The sequence below is a fragment of the Paenibacillus sophorae genome (assembly GCF_018966525.1).
In the GTDB taxonomy this organism is placed as follows: domain Bacteria; phylum Bacillota; class Bacilli; order Paenibacillales; family Paenibacillaceae; genus Paenibacillus_AQ; species Paenibacillus_AQ sophorae.
In genome coordinates this window covers 590,133-605,193 of record NZ_CP076607.1, presented here as the reverse complement: position 1 = coordinate 605,193, position 15,061 = coordinate 590,133, and the positions used below count along the sequence as shown (strand labels likewise).

Genomic DNA, 15,061 nt, shown 5'->3' with positions numbered 1-15,061 from the left:
TAGGTCCACTTCATTAAGAGTGGGTCTATTTTTTTATACGATATACTTGGAATTTATATTTACCTTCTCCTTAGAATGGCTGTCATAAAATTTCATGTCTCGCGTGGACTGGTTCGCCTGTTCGGTAAATGCACGGCTTATCTCAGGTTTGTCAAAAACCCAAAAGTCTCTCTGCCGTTGCTGACTAAAGAGACTTACGAGCGCATATTTAAAGCTCGCCTCGTTACAGATCCCAGCTGTGCCGACTGGAAGCAAATCCACCACTTCGCCTATCGTGAACTCTGTAGTGGTGATGCCTTGGGCTTCCAAAGTCAGAAGAAAGCAGGTGAACAGCATATCGCAGTTGGCTCGTCCCACAATTTTGTCCAACCGGAAGCGCTTTGAGGAAAGGTCATTCCAAGAAAATGCCCTTATGGTAGGCTCCTTGGTCCGAAAATCCGGCGACACCAGCTTGTAGGCGTGTCGGTTGCCGTAACCCTTCAGGAAACGATCGAGTTTTATCCGTGTATCTTCTTTGTCGGGCAGTTTTGGAAGGACGGAACGGAAAAAGGCGGTGTAGTCCACCAAATCGGCAAAACCCAACCCGTTATCTTCTCCTTGATAGGCATGGCCAATTTCCTGAAGCAAGCCCCGCATGGCATCCATTCGGTGACGATCCGCAAGCTCAAAATCGTTCGGGCGCTGGAGATGAAGCAGAAGCGCAGCTGCGCTGAAGCCATTGTTCCAGTCTGGAAGCTGCGCCTGCCAAAACCTGAAAATCTCCTGCGGCTCTGCTGACCCTAGCGGCAAGAACTCCGGCCAGGCCTTGAGAATGGCCGAAATCGTGCGCGATGCGGCAGAGGGTGGGCTTTGGCGCTGCCAGCCTCCGAAGTGCCAGCCGAGTGCCTTTTTGACAGTGGGCGGTGGAACAGCAGCAGCCGGATCGCAGAAAATCTCGCGCCATTCCTCAAGCGGTTCTGCCGGGTATCTGGCGTAAGGGAAGCGTCCCAAATGTTCGTCGACTCGCTCCTGAATGATAGCGGCCACGGCCCGCTTTTCTTTTTCGCTTAATGTAATCATGATATACTCCTTTCCAGTGTGTTCTTCGTATGAATTCCTTCTAGCAATGCCTTCATCCGGCAACCAGCAACCAGCAAGCTACTTGCCAAAATAGTCGGCAAACGGGTCTTCAGTGGTGGAGTTTGTTCTCCAGTCGGCCTCTTTGGATTCGCGCTTTTCTAGTCCATCGGCAAATGCTGCCCTAGCTTCATCCGAGACCCACAGCGGAGAAGCCAACTCCGAGACCCAATTCACCGCTAAAGCATTGGGACTTCCTTCGACAATTGGCGGTTCGTTCGCCAGTGTCTCCTCGTCAAGCAGCCGGAGGACATTCCCGGCCAACGCGACGTCGAGATCGGTCCCGTCCCAGTAAGGATTCACTGTGTCACCCTCTCTGTAGGTCAGCGCCAATCGTAATCTCCAGTACGATTCACCCAACTTGTCCCCCGCTCCATCTCTCCGAGCTGCTACTGCCAGCAGGTGCAGCGTTCCATCGTGATCAAATGTTTCCCTCAGAAATTCCAGCAGATGCTGTCTCAGGCCTTCACTTGTGTAAAAATCTTCGTCCATGTCAATCTCCTCCTAATTTATTGGTGTTCAATATATTAATATTTGCCTGTGTTTTTTTGCTTTACGGAAAAAGAAAACCCCTACCCGTATGAATGGGTAGGGGAAGACCGATGTATTTAGGAGGTAGTCGGATAGTTACAACAGGCAATGTAATCTTTGCAGATATAACAGGCCCATCATTGTCCACCTGAGGTGCGAGAAGAACAATTACAAGTTACGAAGCAGGAGGGCGTCTTTGCATTCAGGGTCACGGGAAACCGCGTACTTTTTCCCTTCCCACTCGACCCACAATCCGAAATTGACTAAATCTTCGTGCGGATGATCGACCCGCTCTTTGTGAAGGTCGGAAAAGTCGGTGATTCTGCTGAGAATGTCCGCCTCTTCGACGTAGAAGCAGTCAATGACGCTCCGAGTGGCCCGGCAACCCATTTGTCTGTGGCCTTGCCGGGTCGTAAAAGTATAGTAGTCAGCGCCCAACTCTTTCCCCAGCCTTCTCCAAAACTTCTCAGTCTGCCGGGTCAGGTCGCCTTCGTCGGTAATGTGGCGTGGTAAGATGCTGTAAGCCCTGGTGATGATGCCGACCGGCATTTCCTCTTCGGGAAGACCGCTGTTTTGCCGCAATGGATAACTCATGTTGTACCTCCTTGGATTGGGTTGAGTAATATGATGTCCTTTGAAGCTTTATGAACAACTTAGCCAAATTTAGTACAGGTGATGGGCAGATTCATCTTAAACCGGTGTATCTTTGGATGCAGCTTGCCAGGACCTGTTGCGGACAAGAGGCGGCAGATAGGTTAGGAAAGTTCTCCTTCGTCGAAGATATCTTCTGATTGGACGGGGAGAGGGAGGCTGGCTGGCTGTTGTGCCTTTATTGGAAATAAGACTACTGGCTCGCCGTCCTCCGTCTCCATGAGGGAACATTCACCGAAGGAAATGCTGCTCCGCCCGCTGAAGTCCAGCTCAAAGCTGTCGGTAAGGCTATCGACCAGCGGGGCGGAGTAAATGACGGACTTGTTGGCGAGTGTCTTCAGCGTGAAGCGGGCATCGTTCTCGGGAAGATGTTCGCCCAAAGCGACCCCGTCTTCACTAATGGCGACCTGGACTGTTGTGGGTGATCCGAGTTGCTCCAACACCTTCGGGGCAACCGCAACTCTTTTTCCACACTTAGGTGTGTTCACAATAGTCAGGAGCACAGGTTTCCCTATACGACTGGCACGTTGCTTTCCGGAGAATGAAGGGGCCTTGAATTTCGAACTGTCGTAGGGCAGAGGTGTTTCGGTTGTCATGTCGTTCTTTTCACGATTGAACATTGAACATTTCTCCTCTATAATTATTCATATTATTACCCATAAATATCTACAAAAGTTATGGGGTATCAGCATAATAGCAGTAAATATAGTAGAAGTAAACATTATTTCAACGTGCTTATCTACTGCTGATTATGTGTTAAAAGCATATTTATGAATAAAAATATTCAATTAAGATGTATGTGCTCTCTTTCGTGGAAGACTTTCATGGGAAGAATCTATGCAGAGTTGTTTCGCTGCGAGATGCAGGCGGAAAAAGCAAGACTCAACTCTTTTTGAACTGTGCAAGCCTTAAATTACTGAATAGGCTGCATAATGAAATACGCAAAAAAAATATTTTTTGGAGGACAACGATGCACAAAGAAAATGGACCTAAAAGCCGTGCCGTGCGGAAACGCCAAGAAGCGCTGGTGGACCTCATACTCGGCGGAAAGTACAATTCACAGCAGGCAATTTTGGATGCGCTGAAAGAAAAGGAGAAGAGTCTGGACGAAGAATTTGGCATCAGCCAATCCACTCTCAGCCGTGATCTTCAAGTGCTGAAAATCGACAAGTCGCCAGAGGGCTTCTACGTGGTGAGCTCCAATTTGGAGGAAGAGCGCATGGGGGCAGCGTTGGATGGGCTGTTGGCTTTGGCGAATGCGAAGGCGCATCATCCGGTTGATTTTACATGTATTACCTGTGATGAGGGGTATGAAAAACTGATAGCAAAGGGGATACGGGGGAAATACAAAGAAAAGGTGTTAGCAACAATATGCGACTCAGGGACTGTAGTTATTATGCATTCGAGTTCGATACAGGGTTTGTTTTAAAAAAATGGTCTCTGATTACATGGAGCTAAATATACTAAACTCATACGGACTTTCACAATTCTTACAACCTGGGTATAGAAAAAATCCCAGGTAACATCTACAATAGACTCACACATGTGAAAGAATGCTTTAATCTGAGTGCAATGAGTGGCAATCTTAGAAGGACCTTACGACTGGCTGTTAAAATCTAAAATGAAGGTAGGATTACATATGCTCCCAATTGATATTCCCTTTACCAAGCAAGATATCGTAGATGCTGTTAGTCAAGGAGACGATTCTTTTGATAATAGTGTAGTCTTGACGCTTGATGGAAAAGTGCTTGTAGTTACGCTTGATGAAGCACAAACAAATCCTGATAATTATGCTGTACGTCATGAAACATTCGATTCAGGGGATGATTACATAGGATTAGAGGCTAGCAAAGATGAAAAGCTTATAGAGTTAATCTACAATAATCTGTGTATTGGCTGGGAAAAGCATAAAAAGTTGGGAAGGACTTCAGTGAGTGCTGATGGAGTCTAAAAGTCATCTTTCATTCATTTGCTCTTGAGCAAAGTTTTTCTCTTGAGTCCATCTATTACAGTTAATATTGAGCCTCTTCTCTCCGCTTCATTCAGTGGCAGAAGGGGTTGTTTTTTATGTAATTATGCTTGTTCAAACAACTATAACTTGTTTGACTTAGCGCTAGAAAAAAATGCCACTAAACTGGTACAATAGACTCATCCATTATTATTACTGTGGGAGAGGGCTTATGGAGGAAATGCAGCAAAGAGAATACGATGAAGTCATAAAAAAGATCGAGAAGAACTACAAAGCGGTTACCCTATCCGAGTATAAGAAATTGGTCGGATTTATGCAGACCCGATACCACGGATACGATCAAATTCTGAGCGCCCTTCCTAAAGAACAGTTGTGGCATAATTATGACTACTTCGGAAGATCTTATTGCGAGGCGGTACAGCACAGACAGCGCTGGGGGCTAAGTTCCAAGCATTATATTCTGAGTTGCTTGTTGAAGGCCAGCCAAGGCTTAACCTCAGAGAGCAGAAGAAGAATATTCTCCGAAGAAAGAATGACAATTTTCCAAGACAATATAGGCTTTGGGCATCGAACCGGATTCGCACAAATCAAGTTTTTTGTGGAGAAAGATACTCCCTACTTGTTCTTGGTTCATGAATATGGTTTCAATAGCATTACCAATAAAATCGAAGATCTAGTCACAACGGTAGAGGCGGAGTACCTTCTGGACACCGGTTTTTCAGTCATAGAAGATAAAGTTCAGATTTATTATAAAGATGTGGGGGATTCTTACAACCAAGTCAATTTAGAAGTAGGTCTTGTCCATCCAAAGTGGCGGACCCTTGAGCCACAAGAGCGTTTGTGGTTTGACCACACATGGGATTCTCTTGGCAATGAAACCAAGGATCAACAACCTTCAGCGTTCTTCTTTGAGAAAGGCAAGCAATTTGATGCCTACAATACTATTATGAACATTTTTACCAATGTGAAGAAAGAACTCTTTATTGTCGACAACTATATAGATTCTACGCTGTTTCTTATGCTTGAGAAAGTGAATCCCGGAGCTAGAATTAGACTATTGACATCAAAACTGCAAGGCGATGCTCCGGTTGCTATTGAGAAGTTCAGGGATCAGCGAGGGAACTTCGAATGGTGCCAAGCAAAGGATTTTCATGATCGTTATATATTTGCAGACAATGACGGTTACCTGTTGGGAGCCTCCATTAAGGATTTTGCTGATAAGGCTACCACTCTGGTAACGATACAAGAGAAACAGGTTGTTAAATTGATAAAAAGTTATGCAATGGACAAGTTCAAAACTGCTATTTTGAACAAATCGCTTATTCAGAGTCCCTAAAAATAAAATGGTTTCCGGGCTGTAAAAACCGCGGCAAAAAGGAAACCCAGCAACGGGGTGGAGGATGTGCAACAGATGAATTTCTTTTTGGAAGGTCCAGACAGTACAGATTACGAATTGATTCGAGTTATTAATTATTTAAAGAGTATTCCTAATTTTGAATTGAAAATGGGTCGAATACTCAGAAAATCTATTGACGAAGTTGTAAACGGAAGGTATACAGGCAGATTCAGCATAGCCCAGTTGGATAAAACAGAAAAAACATACATCGGTACCCGAGTCCAACATATGCTTCAACACGAGCTTGAGTTGCCTTACGGAAATGTCATGGATGCTCTGATCGATGGAATAGAGGTCGATGTTAAATTTACAATCGGGAAAAACTGGACTATACCCTTAGAGGCAGATGGTCATATCTGCTTCCTTGTATCTGCGGATGACGATAGATCAATTTTTCAAGCAGGGTGTTTGCGAATTACACAAGAGGTTTTGAATACTGGAAAGAATAGAGATAGTAAGAGAACTATCAATCTCATGGGGAGGGGTTCAATCTCTTGGCTTGTATCCGACGGATCTCTTCCCGTGAATGGATTGCTTAAATTGGAGTCTCAAGTAATTGAGAGTGTTTACTCAAAGAAGTCCGGACAAGAAAGAATTAACGAATTGTTCCGTTCCTGCCCAGGTATCATCTTTAATGGTGCCGCCATTGAATCTGTTGCAAAACAGAAAGACTCATCCAAACGGGTTCGCGATGCGCGGAAATGGCTTAAGCCCGAGGGTATTAGTATCTACTCAGGAAAATACGACAATGATAAATTACTTCAAAAAGGTTTTAAACCCATAGATAAGGATGAATTCATGGCACTTTATGATCTCTGAGCAATATTAAAAATACTAAGAACTGCCAAGAGGCAGTCCTTAGTATTTTTAGCGTGCAATGCTCTGCAAAAGCTGAGAATATTCCGAAGGCTCTTCGACTTCCACTTGTACTGAAGGCTTGGAATAGATTTCTGTTACTACTTGCTCCAGCAATACATTGAAGGCTGTAGTTGTCATTCGGTGCCTGTCCTTCTTTAATTCCTCTGAGGACAGTCGGTCCAATTGTCTGGCCAAGTTTTGCGCAAGAACCTGAGCCAGCATTGGAGGAACTGCATTGCCGATTTGCTTCGCAATTTGCGTCTTGGAACCGACAAAAATAAAATCATCTCTAAAAGTTTGCAATCGTGCAGCTTCACGATGTGTCAATGGACGATGAGCTTCGGGATGTAAATAGCACCCTTTTTCCGGCTTGAAGAACTCTGTTCTGATTGTATAAGCAGGCTCATCCCAACGCAATCTACCAAAGACATCAGTAGTCCCTGTAGGTTTTTCCAACCAACAGCGAGGTGTGATCTCCGGTGCTTGCCGCATAAGATCAAAACGATTTCCACCCGGCGGTATTAATCGATAACGCTTTAGTGAGACTTCCGTAGGGTTTCTACCAAAGTGTAAATTTTGTAATTCGTCTGTTCCGGCTGTCGGTAATGGGTCCAAATTGGTGGTTTCAGGGTACAAAGGTAGGTCTGAGATTGCATCTCTAACAGATCGACGGCTAGTACCGGGCATAGGCAATGCAGGATGATGCGGACCCAATATGCCAACTATGAAGGCTCTGACTCTGCGTTGAGGTACACCAAATTCAACTGCTTTTAATTCTCCATAATTGACCGTGTAGCCCATTCGCTCGGCGAGAGTTCTAATTGCAACGGCTTCTCTGGATTTTAAAAGTTCCGGTACATTTTCTATGACAAAAGCCAAAGGCTTAACTTGGGCAACGACTCTCATATATTCCTGCCACAGTTGGTTCATTCGTAGGTGTTCGTCCCTTGGAGATATTTTCCCTAAAGGAGAAAACCCTTGGCAGGGAGGGCCGCCGATAATGATATCAGCTTTAAGATTTACCGTTCCCAGTTTTCTAATATCGTCATTGAACACGTAGCCCGGTACATCTATATCAAGCAGTTCATTTTGAAGTAGATCGTTCTCAATAATCTGATGACTGAAGTTCCTTGCATAGGTGTGAGCAGCGGCTTGATCGAACTCCACTGCAAAAACCGACTTGTACCGACCCGTTGAGTTGAAACCCAAGGAAAGCCCGCCTGCTCCCGAGAATAAGTCAATAGTTGTATAGGTTCTTTTGGACATACTGTCGTTAGCTCCTCTCCAAGATGTTCAAACTACGCGTAATCTATGATATCATATTTGGTTGCCCGAATCTTCTATCAGTTTATCATGGAACGTATGTTCCTACAATTACTTTTTAGTGAAATATTCTCAATTGATATGTTAAAAAGCTGAATGACTATTTGCAGTAGTATATTACTTTATATATCAAAATAATTAGATGATTTTACAACCTATTAATGAAATATACACTCAATAAGCAAAAGGGAAAAGTAGAAAGAAAAGGTTGTTAAGAAAGGGATTTATATGGTTATTGTCGAACATTTAGTTCATAATAACTATAAAAAGCGAATTGATAGAGGAGGGACTTGAATGTCAGCAACTAGACTTAAGCAGAATACTTTATCAAAACGAAAGATTTATGCGGTCGACTTATTCTGCGGAGCTGGGGGGTTGACTCATGGGCTGGTAAAATCCGGCATAGATGTTAAACTTGGAGTTGACATTGACCCAGCATGTAGTTACCCATATATATCTAATAATCAAAAGGTCAAATTTGAATTGAAATCAGTAGAGGAGTTAGGCGCTAAAGATATTAAAGCTGGATTCCGGAAAAATGGGATAAACTTATTAGCTGGCTGTGCTCCTTGTCAAACATTTTCTACATACAATCGAAAAGCTGATAAAGATGATGATAGATGGTGGCTGTTGTTGCAGTTTTCTCGCTTAGTAAGAGAAAGCTCTCCAGACCTAGTTACAATGGAAAATGTTCCTGAGTTAATTAAACAAGATGTATTTAATAATTTTGTTCAACAATTGACTGAAGAGGGATACTTTGTTAGTTATAAAGTTGTTGATTGTTCAGAGTATGGACTTCCTCAGCACAGAAAAAGACTTGTACTCTTAGCTTCAAAGTTTGGATCTATTAATTTACTTGAGCCGGGTAAGTTTGATATTACTACATTGTCAGTACGTGAAGCTATTGGTGATTTACCGCCACTAACCGCAGGAGCAACTCATGAAGAAGATTCTTTGCACCAATCATCATCTTTGTCTAAGAAGAATCTGGAGCGAATACGTGCTTCTCGACCTGGTGGCACTTGGAAGGATTGGGGGGAGCATCTTGTTGCGGAATGCCATAAGAAGGGTTCTGGAAAGGGATATAGGAGTGTCTATGGGCGAATGGTTTGGGATGATCCTGCCCCAACAATGACTACTCAATTTTTCGGTTTTGGGAATGGAAGATTTGGACATCCGGAGCAAGATAGAGCGATCTCTCTTAGAGAAGGGGCTATTCTGCAGAGCTTTCCTAGGGAGTATAAGTTTGTTCCGCCGGGAGAACCTGTGTCTATAAAAACAGTTGGCCGTTTGATTGGTAATGCAGTTCCTGTAAAACTAGGTGAAATCATAGGGTACAGCCTACGTGCACATATAACTGAATGGGAAGACGATATTAAAAATCGACGCAAATAATCAATGTAAATGGAGGAATAACTTTGACAGAGGAAGAGGAATATAAAATAACTATCAGTTTGAATGTCCTTAATCACTTGGGTATTAATTTGTATAGTAACATTGCATCTGTACTTGCTGAAACGGTAGCAAACGCATGGGATGCCGATGCTCTAAAAGTTACTATAGATATTGATAAGGAGAATGGCATTATTACCATTTTTGATAATGGGCATGGGATGACAAAATCAGATATCAATCATAAGTTTCTTAGGGTGGGATATGGACGAAGAGAAAGTGAAGATGGAAGGTTATCGCTTGGACTAAAGAGAGCTGTAATGGGGCGGAAAGGCATTGGAAAGTTATCACTGTTTTCTATAGCGGATACCATTGAAATTTATTCAATTAGAGATAATGAAAAAAGCGCTTTGCTAATGTCATTACCAGAGTTAAAAGAACAAATAAAGGGAACTGGAGATATGGGGGGAACATATAAACCCCAGGTAATATCTGATGAAGAAATAAATTGGCAGAATGGGACGAAAATCGTACTCCGTGATCTTCGTCAAAAGCGGATATTTGAGACATCATTGAGAAAAAAGCTAGCAAGAAGATTTAGTGTTATTGGAGATAAGAATGATTTCTCTGTAATAGTGAATGGAGATCCAATTACTATTGCCGATAGAGACTACTTTAATAAACTAGAGAATATTTGGTTGTATGGCGATGTTGAATTACCACGTACCGTTGAATCAACGGAGCATTTTGAAGACACAAAAACAAAAAGTGGTTATTCTGTGTCTGGATGGATAGGTACAGTAAAGGAATCTAGCGATTTAAAAGATGGCACAGAGAGCCTGAATCAGATAGTTGTCATGGTAAGGAAAAAACTTGCACAAGAAGATATACTAGCGGAAATTAATGAAACAGGGATATATAGTACTTATCTAATTGGAGAAATACATGCTGATTTTCTTGATGACGACAATATGGAAGATATTGCAACAAGTAGTCGGCAGCATATTATTGAAGATGATCAACGTTACATAGAATTGAGAGAATGGGTAAAAGAACAACTGAAAAAGATTCAAAGTAAGTGGTCTTCTCTGCGGGGGCAGAAGGGCAAAGATGAAGCGCTAAAGAATCCTGCACTTAAAGAATGGTTTAATTCTTTGAGTCCCGACTATAAAAGTTCCGCAACAAAACTGTTTGGGCGTATTAATCAAGTGACGGTGGGTTCGTCTGAAGATAGAGGGACATTGTTTAGCCATGCAGTTTTAGCATTTGAGAGTTTGAAGAATCGTGATAACCTAGAAGCGTTGGAGAAAATTTCAATTGAAAATCTACCTGCCCTAACAGAGGTCTTTGGTAGATTAGATGATTTGGAGGCATCTCTCTACTATCAAATAATTAAAGAAAGAATTGAGGTTATTAGGGTCTTACAAAATCGAGTTGATGACAATGATTTAGAAAAAGTCATCCAGAAGCATCTTTTTGACCATTTGTGGTTGCTAGATCCTGCTTGGGAACGGGCAACAGACTCCGAGTATATGGAACAGCGTGTTAGTAAAATATTTGGGGCTCTTCAAGCTGATTTGAGTGAGGATGAGAAGAGCTCAAGATTGGACATACGCTACAAAAGTGTTTCAGGGAAGAACGTAATAATTGAATTGAAACGTCCAGATAGGGTAGTCGACTATTGGGAGCTTGGAAAGCAAATAGACAAATATAGAGATGCTATGCAAAAAATACTTGATGAATCCGGGGCAAAAGAACCGCTAGAATTTATATGTGTTCTAGGCAAGCCTTTAAAGGGCTGGGAGAACTCAAAGAAAAGAGAAGAAGATGTTGATAAATTAAAGAGGCAGGATGCACGAGTTGTGCTTTATCCTGAGCTGATTAGAAATGCAATGCAGTCATATCAAAGTTATTTGAGTAAGAGTAAAAATGCAGGAAGACTATATGACTTATTGAAAAATATTCAGTCTGGAGTAATGGGGGTTGTTGATGAAGGAGGAGAATCAGAAGCAACTTCAGAAAGTGAAGCAGTAGAAGTTAAAAATCCTTCATAACCCATTATCCAATATTTCATAAAGGCTCTGCTAAAAGTGATGGCTCCTGATTTAGTACGATGATCAGTATACGGACAAGAGTCTGGTGAATAGCCATTTTCAGCAGCATCCCAGCCTTTACCGTATGCAGATAGAAACGCCTTGTTTTTGGTGGATGGAAGCACTCTATTCACTCCTTAGAAAAGCATGTTGTATTAGAATGCGGATGATTCCCTTATTTTATTCGTTTTTATTTAAATTATTACGCTACGAAAACCACATCATTAAATACCTTATTATATGGATTTAAAGAATTTTTAGAAACGGATCGAAATCATAAAGGGCACCCAAACGGGTGCCCTTAATTTCGCCTTATGAATGGTACGAGGATCATAACATTCATAAGGCGAATTTTTGCACGCCGAGGCACAAGAAATTTCGCCCTACAAATGTTACGGTGAACCGTACCATAAGTAACAGCGAGGTCGAGTGGTGCCGCTATTCACTAAAAGAAAATAGTCACATCGTTGATGAATATGCATCTCAATAGAGGTGCTTTTTTCATTACAGCAAGATTTGGAAAGTGCATTTTATGCCATGATGTTATCTTATGTTCATCAAATAATTACTGAAACGGAATGGAGGCACATAAAGAAGATTATGATTACCATATGGCGATCTTAATAATCTGAGTCAATCGTTAGTTTTTTGATAGGTGCGTAGATGTGGTAGGCCGAATCAAGATTGTGGATGTCATCAAAAAATTGAATAAGTTCGATGTGAGAATCGTCAGCTTCCTGCCTGGAAATCTTCAAAAATCTTGCATAATCAGTTATGAAAACATCACCTATATCAAGGAGATCACCAAAATATTTAAACTTGGCACAGAAGAGCTGTGGTAAATCAACGGAAAAATAAAAAGGTTTCTCTATTTGAATATCACTTGGGATCCCGAACAAGACCTTGAAGCGGGTTGAGTTGGGTTGGCAATTCGAATAAATGACATAACATGAGCCAGATACTGTTTTATCAATGTCATTTAACAGCTTGTTTGAATGAGACCGAATCTTCGTTTTGTAATCATCAGTTGCCAGGTCAACCTCAAAGGCTATGCCGCTCACCCTGATTGATTCGAACTCCGTTAGGGTGAAATCGGTGACAATATCACCATTGATGTTTTTAATGGGTCTTTTAACGACAGATGGCACTGGACTTTGAAGTATGTTCAAATTTTTTACTCTTAGAGAGTTTGGAGCAATACCGTATTGGCGTTTGAAAGCGCGGGTGAAAGATGATTGTGTTCCAAAGTTTAGCATGTAGGCTATATCTGTTAGTGGTAAATTATCGGTTTGAATGAATGGTAGTGATGCGTTCAATCTTCTGGATAGTATGTAGTTGTTTAAAGAACAACCCATCATGGCAGAAAAAAGTCTGTGAAAGTAATATTTGGACATGTTAAAGGTATTAGCCACAGACTCTAGTGATAAAGACTGGTCTAAATTGTTCTCAATATGGATTAAAGAACTCTCTATGACTTCATAATGGTCCATAATAACCCCCAATCATTTTTTTCAGAATAATCTATGATTATTATTACAATGGTGATTAGCCAAAGGAGGTAAGGTTAATGACGCAAGACAGAATGAATGGGATCATAATCGGCATTTTTTATATTGTAGCTGCGGTCACTTCAGTCATCGCTGTTATCTCATATGAGCCGGTATTGTCAGAACAATGGTATATGTCCGTGGCAAATGGATTTAAAACCAAGGTTTTGCTCGGTGTCATTAACGATCTCTTGCTCGTTCTGACAGCAGTAGGTACAGCGGTTATGCTGTTTCCTTATCTCCGTCGTTGGAATGAACAACTAGCACTAGGATATCTATGCTTTCGATTTATGGAAGCTGTTCTTATTGCAATAGGTGTGGTGAGTATATTGGGTTTATTGCAGCTTAGTATACATTATGAAGCAAACAGCTTAGCAAGTGAAGAAAATCTTCACGAGATCGGTTACATGCTGCAAGCTTTCCATCGTTGGACATCGATGTTAGGTCCCAATTTTATGCTGGGTATCAATACGGCATTGTATAGCTATTTGCTTTTTAAAACAGGTTTAGTGCCAAGACCGTTAGCGCTGTTTGGTATGATTACAGCTGTACTCGTATTCATAGCCGGTCTATTAGAAATGTTCGGTATCGTAGAACCTCTCTCTGCAGCAAAAGGACTTATTGCTCTACCTGTGGGCGTTTATGAATTGAGTTTGGCAGTCTGGTTGATTGTGAAGGGATTTCACAAGCAAAACCTCGAAAAACTAAAAGCGTGTTAGATTGTTTGCCCTATTAAACAAATAGAGATAGATTAATAAAAGAGAAGTATATCCGAAGAAACCACTCCATTGTCAAAGGAGTGGCTTTGTCTTTATATATTGATGTAAATTTATGACCTTGTAATATTTCGATTAATATGTTTCTTTGGGTGTGAAAGGGCCAATTCCCTTTAATACATAGTCAAAGAAATTAAGAATAATTTGATTTTCGGTTTCAATACAGTAATAGGTATCAATCGTTGCTTTTCCACCTTGCAGCATATTTGCAAGTACAGGAGAAAAAAGCGGTAAATCGGTCAGGCTTAAATGTTTTGCACCTTGAAAATGAACGGTATATACCTCTGAGAAGTTTCGATCAGCCGCTTTGTTTGCCGCATAAGTGGAATTGTTATCAAGCTGTCTCCAAACATCGTCAGAATAAATATTAAGAAGCGGGGTCGTGTAGGTTTTGTTCGTTGCCACCAAATCATCAGTATCTTCATCATAACTAAGCTCACTGAACAGAGGGGCATCAATATTGACAACCGCATGCACATCATCACGCTCTCTGCCAAGCCAAACACTGGCTGCGCCGCCCATGGAGTGCCCGAACACACCGATTTTGGCTGTATTGATATGTTGATAGATGGGGTTACTGTCACTTTTGGATTTTTCAAGTATCGTATCAATTACAAAATTCATATCGTCTGTTCGCAGCTTCATCCATTTTTGAATGAGTCCGTAGAGTTCTTCCACCGTGTAAATGCCCTCTTTGTTGGCATTGCTGACTTCCCGGTAATATTCTGAATTGATCATAGCTTTCGTTCCATCCGCTGCAGCCGTATAAAAGGAATGATAGGGATGATCAATTGAAACGACTACATAACCGTGGCTGGCAAGCTCCGTATAGGTAGAGGTGTTGCTCGACTTAATACCGTATGCCCCGTGGGAGAATACCAATAGCGGGTATGTGCCGTCTGCATGTTGGGGATACCAAAATTCCACATTAACAAATCTGTGTTTCCCTGTGTCGGTAAATGCCTCAATGCGGCTGTTGTCTGTGTAAGTATAAGTGGCTGTTGCGACTTTATATTCGCCCGTAACCTTTGGCAATTTATACTGCGGAAAAACAAGTACAGGTGTAAATGCAAATGTCAGCACAACGATCATAATGATTGCTTTTCTGACGATACGAGCACCTTTGTATTCGTAGGGATTTGCTTTGATGCGGATCAGCGAAACCGTTCCAATTAACGCCATTATAAATAACAGGATTGCACACAATATCCAGCGGAAGCTCCAAATGATGACCGAAAAAAGGGTGAGGGTTGTAAATGCAACAAATACAGCAATTCTAACCCAATTTCTGATTTTTTGATGGCTTTGCTTCGTTACCATGCAATATATTGCAAAAGCAATCTCGATAATCAAAGCGATAAAAAATAGTAATGTCCCCATAGTAGTATTCCCTTCCTATTCGTATTCAT

14 protein-coding genes are annotated in these 15,061 nt (G+C 41.7%); 7 read left to right on the top strand and 7 right to left on the bottom strand.

The window, feature by feature from the left end; genetic code table 11:
• Window positions 1-33: 33 nt before the first annotated feature.
• The 4 genes from KP014_RS02885 to KP014_RS02870 all read right to left on the bottom strand — a co-directional run bounded on the left by KP014_RS02885 (window position 34) and on the right by KP014_RS02870 (window position 2,918).
• A complete protein-coding gene (locus tag KP014_RS02885) occupies window positions 34-1,059 on the bottom strand; it encodes a hypothetical protein (RefSeq protein WP_036601461.1) in 1,026 nt (341 codons plus the stop codon).
• Window positions 1,060-1,137: 78 nt separating this feature from the next.
• Window positions 1,138-1,608 carry a hypothetical protein gene (locus tag KP014_RS02880; protein WP_036601463.1) on the bottom strand — a complete coding sequence of 157 codons (471 nt, stop codon included), beginning with the start codon at window positions 1,606-1,608 and terminating at the stop codon, window positions 1,138-1,140.
• A 207-nt stretch (window positions 1,609-1,815) separates the two neighbouring features.
• Window positions 1,816-2,241, bottom strand: a complete 426-nt coding sequence (locus KP014_RS02875; protein WP_036601465.1) for a hypothetical protein — start codon at window positions 2,239-2,241, stop codon at window positions 1,816-1,818.
• 161 nt (window positions 2,242-2,402) lie between these two features.
• The gene (locus KP014_RS02870) at window positions 2,403-2,918 is read right to left on the bottom strand and encodes a hypothetical protein (RefSeq protein WP_051500479.1); all 516 of its coding nucleotides are present in this window, start codon (window positions 2,916-2,918) and stop codon (window positions 2,403-2,405) included.
• 350 nt (window positions 2,919-3,268) lie between these two features.
• Here KP014_RS02870 and KP014_RS02865 point away from each other — a divergent pair, with 350 nt between their 5' ends.
• The 4 genes from KP014_RS02865 to KP014_RS02850 all read left to right on the top strand — a co-directional run bounded on the left by KP014_RS02865 (window position 3,269) and on the right by KP014_RS02850 (window position 6,482).
• On the top strand, window positions 3,269-3,727 hold the full coding sequence (locus tag KP014_RS02865) for an arginine repressor (RefSeq protein ID WP_036601467.1): 459 nt from the start codon (window positions 3,269-3,271) through the stop codon (window positions 3,725-3,727).
• Between the two features lie 147 nt (window positions 3,728-3,874).
• Window positions 3,875-4,249 (top strand): hypothetical protein, encoded by a 375-nt coding sequence (locus tag KP014_RS02860; RefSeq protein WP_139210644.1) that lies wholly within the window; start codon window positions 3,875-3,877, stop codon window positions 4,247-4,249.
• Window positions 4,250-4,478: 229 nt separating this feature from the next.
• The gene (locus KP014_RS02855; RefSeq protein ID WP_036601471.1) at window positions 4,479-5,603 is read left to right on the top strand and encodes a hypothetical protein; all 1,125 of its coding nucleotides are present in this window, start codon (window positions 4,479-4,481) and stop codon (window positions 5,601-5,603) included.
• A 75-nt stretch (window positions 5,604-5,678) separates the two neighbouring features.
• Window positions 5,679-6,482, top strand: a complete 804-nt coding sequence (locus tag KP014_RS02850; RefSeq protein WP_051500480.1) for a NaeI family type II restriction endonuclease — start codon at window positions 5,679-5,681, stop codon at window positions 6,480-6,482.
• Window positions 6,483-6,530: 48 nt separating this feature from the next.
• Here the strand turns inward: KP014_RS02850 and KP014_RS02845 are convergent, their stop codons facing one another.
• On the bottom strand, window positions 6,531-7,787 hold the full coding sequence (locus KP014_RS02845; protein ID WP_051500481.1) for a DNA cytosine methyltransferase: 1,257 nt from the start codon (window positions 7,785-7,787) through the stop codon (window positions 6,531-6,533).
• 351 nt (window positions 7,788-8,138) lie between these two features.
• Here KP014_RS02845 and KP014_RS02840 point away from each other — a divergent pair, with 351 nt between their 5' ends.
• Together KP014_RS02840 and KP014_RS02835 are read left to right on the top strand one after the other, a co-directional pair.
• Window positions 8,139-9,239: a DNA cytosine methyltransferase gene (locus KP014_RS02840; protein WP_051500482.1), complete on the top strand. Its 1,101-nt coding sequence runs from the start codon at window positions 8,139-8,141 to the stop codon at window positions 9,237-9,239.
• A gap of 23 nt (window positions 9,240-9,262) precedes the next feature.
• The gene (locus KP014_RS02835) at window positions 9,263-11,290 is read left to right on the top strand and encodes a BbrUII/HgiDII family restriction enzyme (RefSeq protein WP_051500483.1); all 2,028 of its coding nucleotides are present in this window, start codon (window positions 9,263-9,265) and stop codon (window positions 11,288-11,290) included.
• Between the two features lie 659 nt (window positions 11,291-11,949).
• Here the strand turns inward: KP014_RS02835 and KP014_RS02830 are convergent.
• Window positions 11,950-12,819, bottom strand: a complete 870-nt coding sequence (locus tag KP014_RS02830; RefSeq protein ID WP_036601474.1) for a helix-turn-helix transcriptional regulator — start codon at window positions 12,817-12,819, stop codon at window positions 11,950-11,952.
• A 77-nt stretch (window positions 12,820-12,896) separates the two neighbouring features.
• Here KP014_RS02830 and KP014_RS02825 point away from each other — a divergent pair, with 77 nt between their 5' ends.
• Window positions 12,897-13,595, top strand: coding sequence for a DUF4386 domain-containing protein (locus tag KP014_RS02825; RefSeq protein ID WP_036601475.1), 699 nt, complete (start codon window positions 12,897-12,899; stop codon window positions 13,593-13,595).
• A gap of 132 nt (window positions 13,596-13,727) precedes the next feature.
• Here the strand turns inward: KP014_RS02825 and KP014_RS02820 are convergent, their stop codons facing one another.
• A complete protein-coding gene (locus KP014_RS02820; protein ID WP_036601477.1) occupies window positions 13,728-15,032 on the bottom strand; it encodes an alpha/beta hydrolase family protein in 1,305 nt (434 codons plus the stop codon).
• Window positions 15,033-15,061 lie beyond the last annotated feature (29 nt).

Bases quoted from the DNA above. Each gene is read 5' to 3' on its own strand.
- KP014_RS02845 (WP_051500481.1), bottom strand. From the start codon at position 7,787: ATGTCCAAAAGAACCTATACAACTATTGACTTATTCTCGGGAGCAGGC.
- KP014_RS02830 (WP_036601474.1), bottom strand. From the start codon at position 12,819: ATGGACCATTATGAAGTCATAGAGAGTTCTTTAATCCATATTGAGAAC.
- KP014_RS02840 (WP_051500482.1), top strand. From the start codon at position 8,139: ATGTCAGCAACTAGACTTAAGCAGAATACTTTATCAAAACGAAAGATT.
- KP014_RS02870 (WP_051500479.1), bottom strand. From the start codon at position 2,918: ATGTTCAATCGTGAAAAGAACGACATGACAACCGAAACACCTCTGCCC.
- KP014_RS02850 (WP_051500480.1), top strand. From the start codon at position 5,679: ATGAATTTCTTTTTGGAAGGTCCAGACAGTACAGATTACGAATTGATT.
- KP014_RS02865 (WP_036601467.1), top strand. From the start codon at position 3,269: ATGCACAAAGAAAATGGACCTAAAAGCCGTGCCGTGCGGAAACGCCAA.
- KP014_RS02885 (WP_036601461.1), bottom strand. From the start codon at position 1,059: ATGATTACATTAAGCGAAAAAGAAAAGCGGGCCGTGGCCGCTATCATT.
- KP014_RS02875 (WP_036601465.1), bottom strand. From the start codon at position 2,241: ATGAGTTATCCATTGCGGCAAAACAGCGGTCTTCCCGAAGAGGAAATG.
- KP014_RS02820 (WP_036601477.1), bottom strand. From the start codon at position 15,032: ATGGGGACATTACTATTTTTTATCGCTTTGATTATCGAGATTGCTTTT.
- KP014_RS02825 (WP_036601475.1), top strand. From the start codon at position 12,897: ATGACGCAAGACAGAATGAATGGGATCATAATCGGCATTTTTTATATT.
- KP014_RS02880 (WP_036601463.1), bottom strand. From the start codon at position 1,608: ATGGACGAAGATTTTTACACAAGTGAAGGCCTGAGACAGCATCTGCTG.
- KP014_RS02855 (WP_036601471.1), top strand. From the start codon at position 4,479: ATGGAGGAAATGCAGCAAAGAGAATACGATGAAGTCATAAAAAAGATC.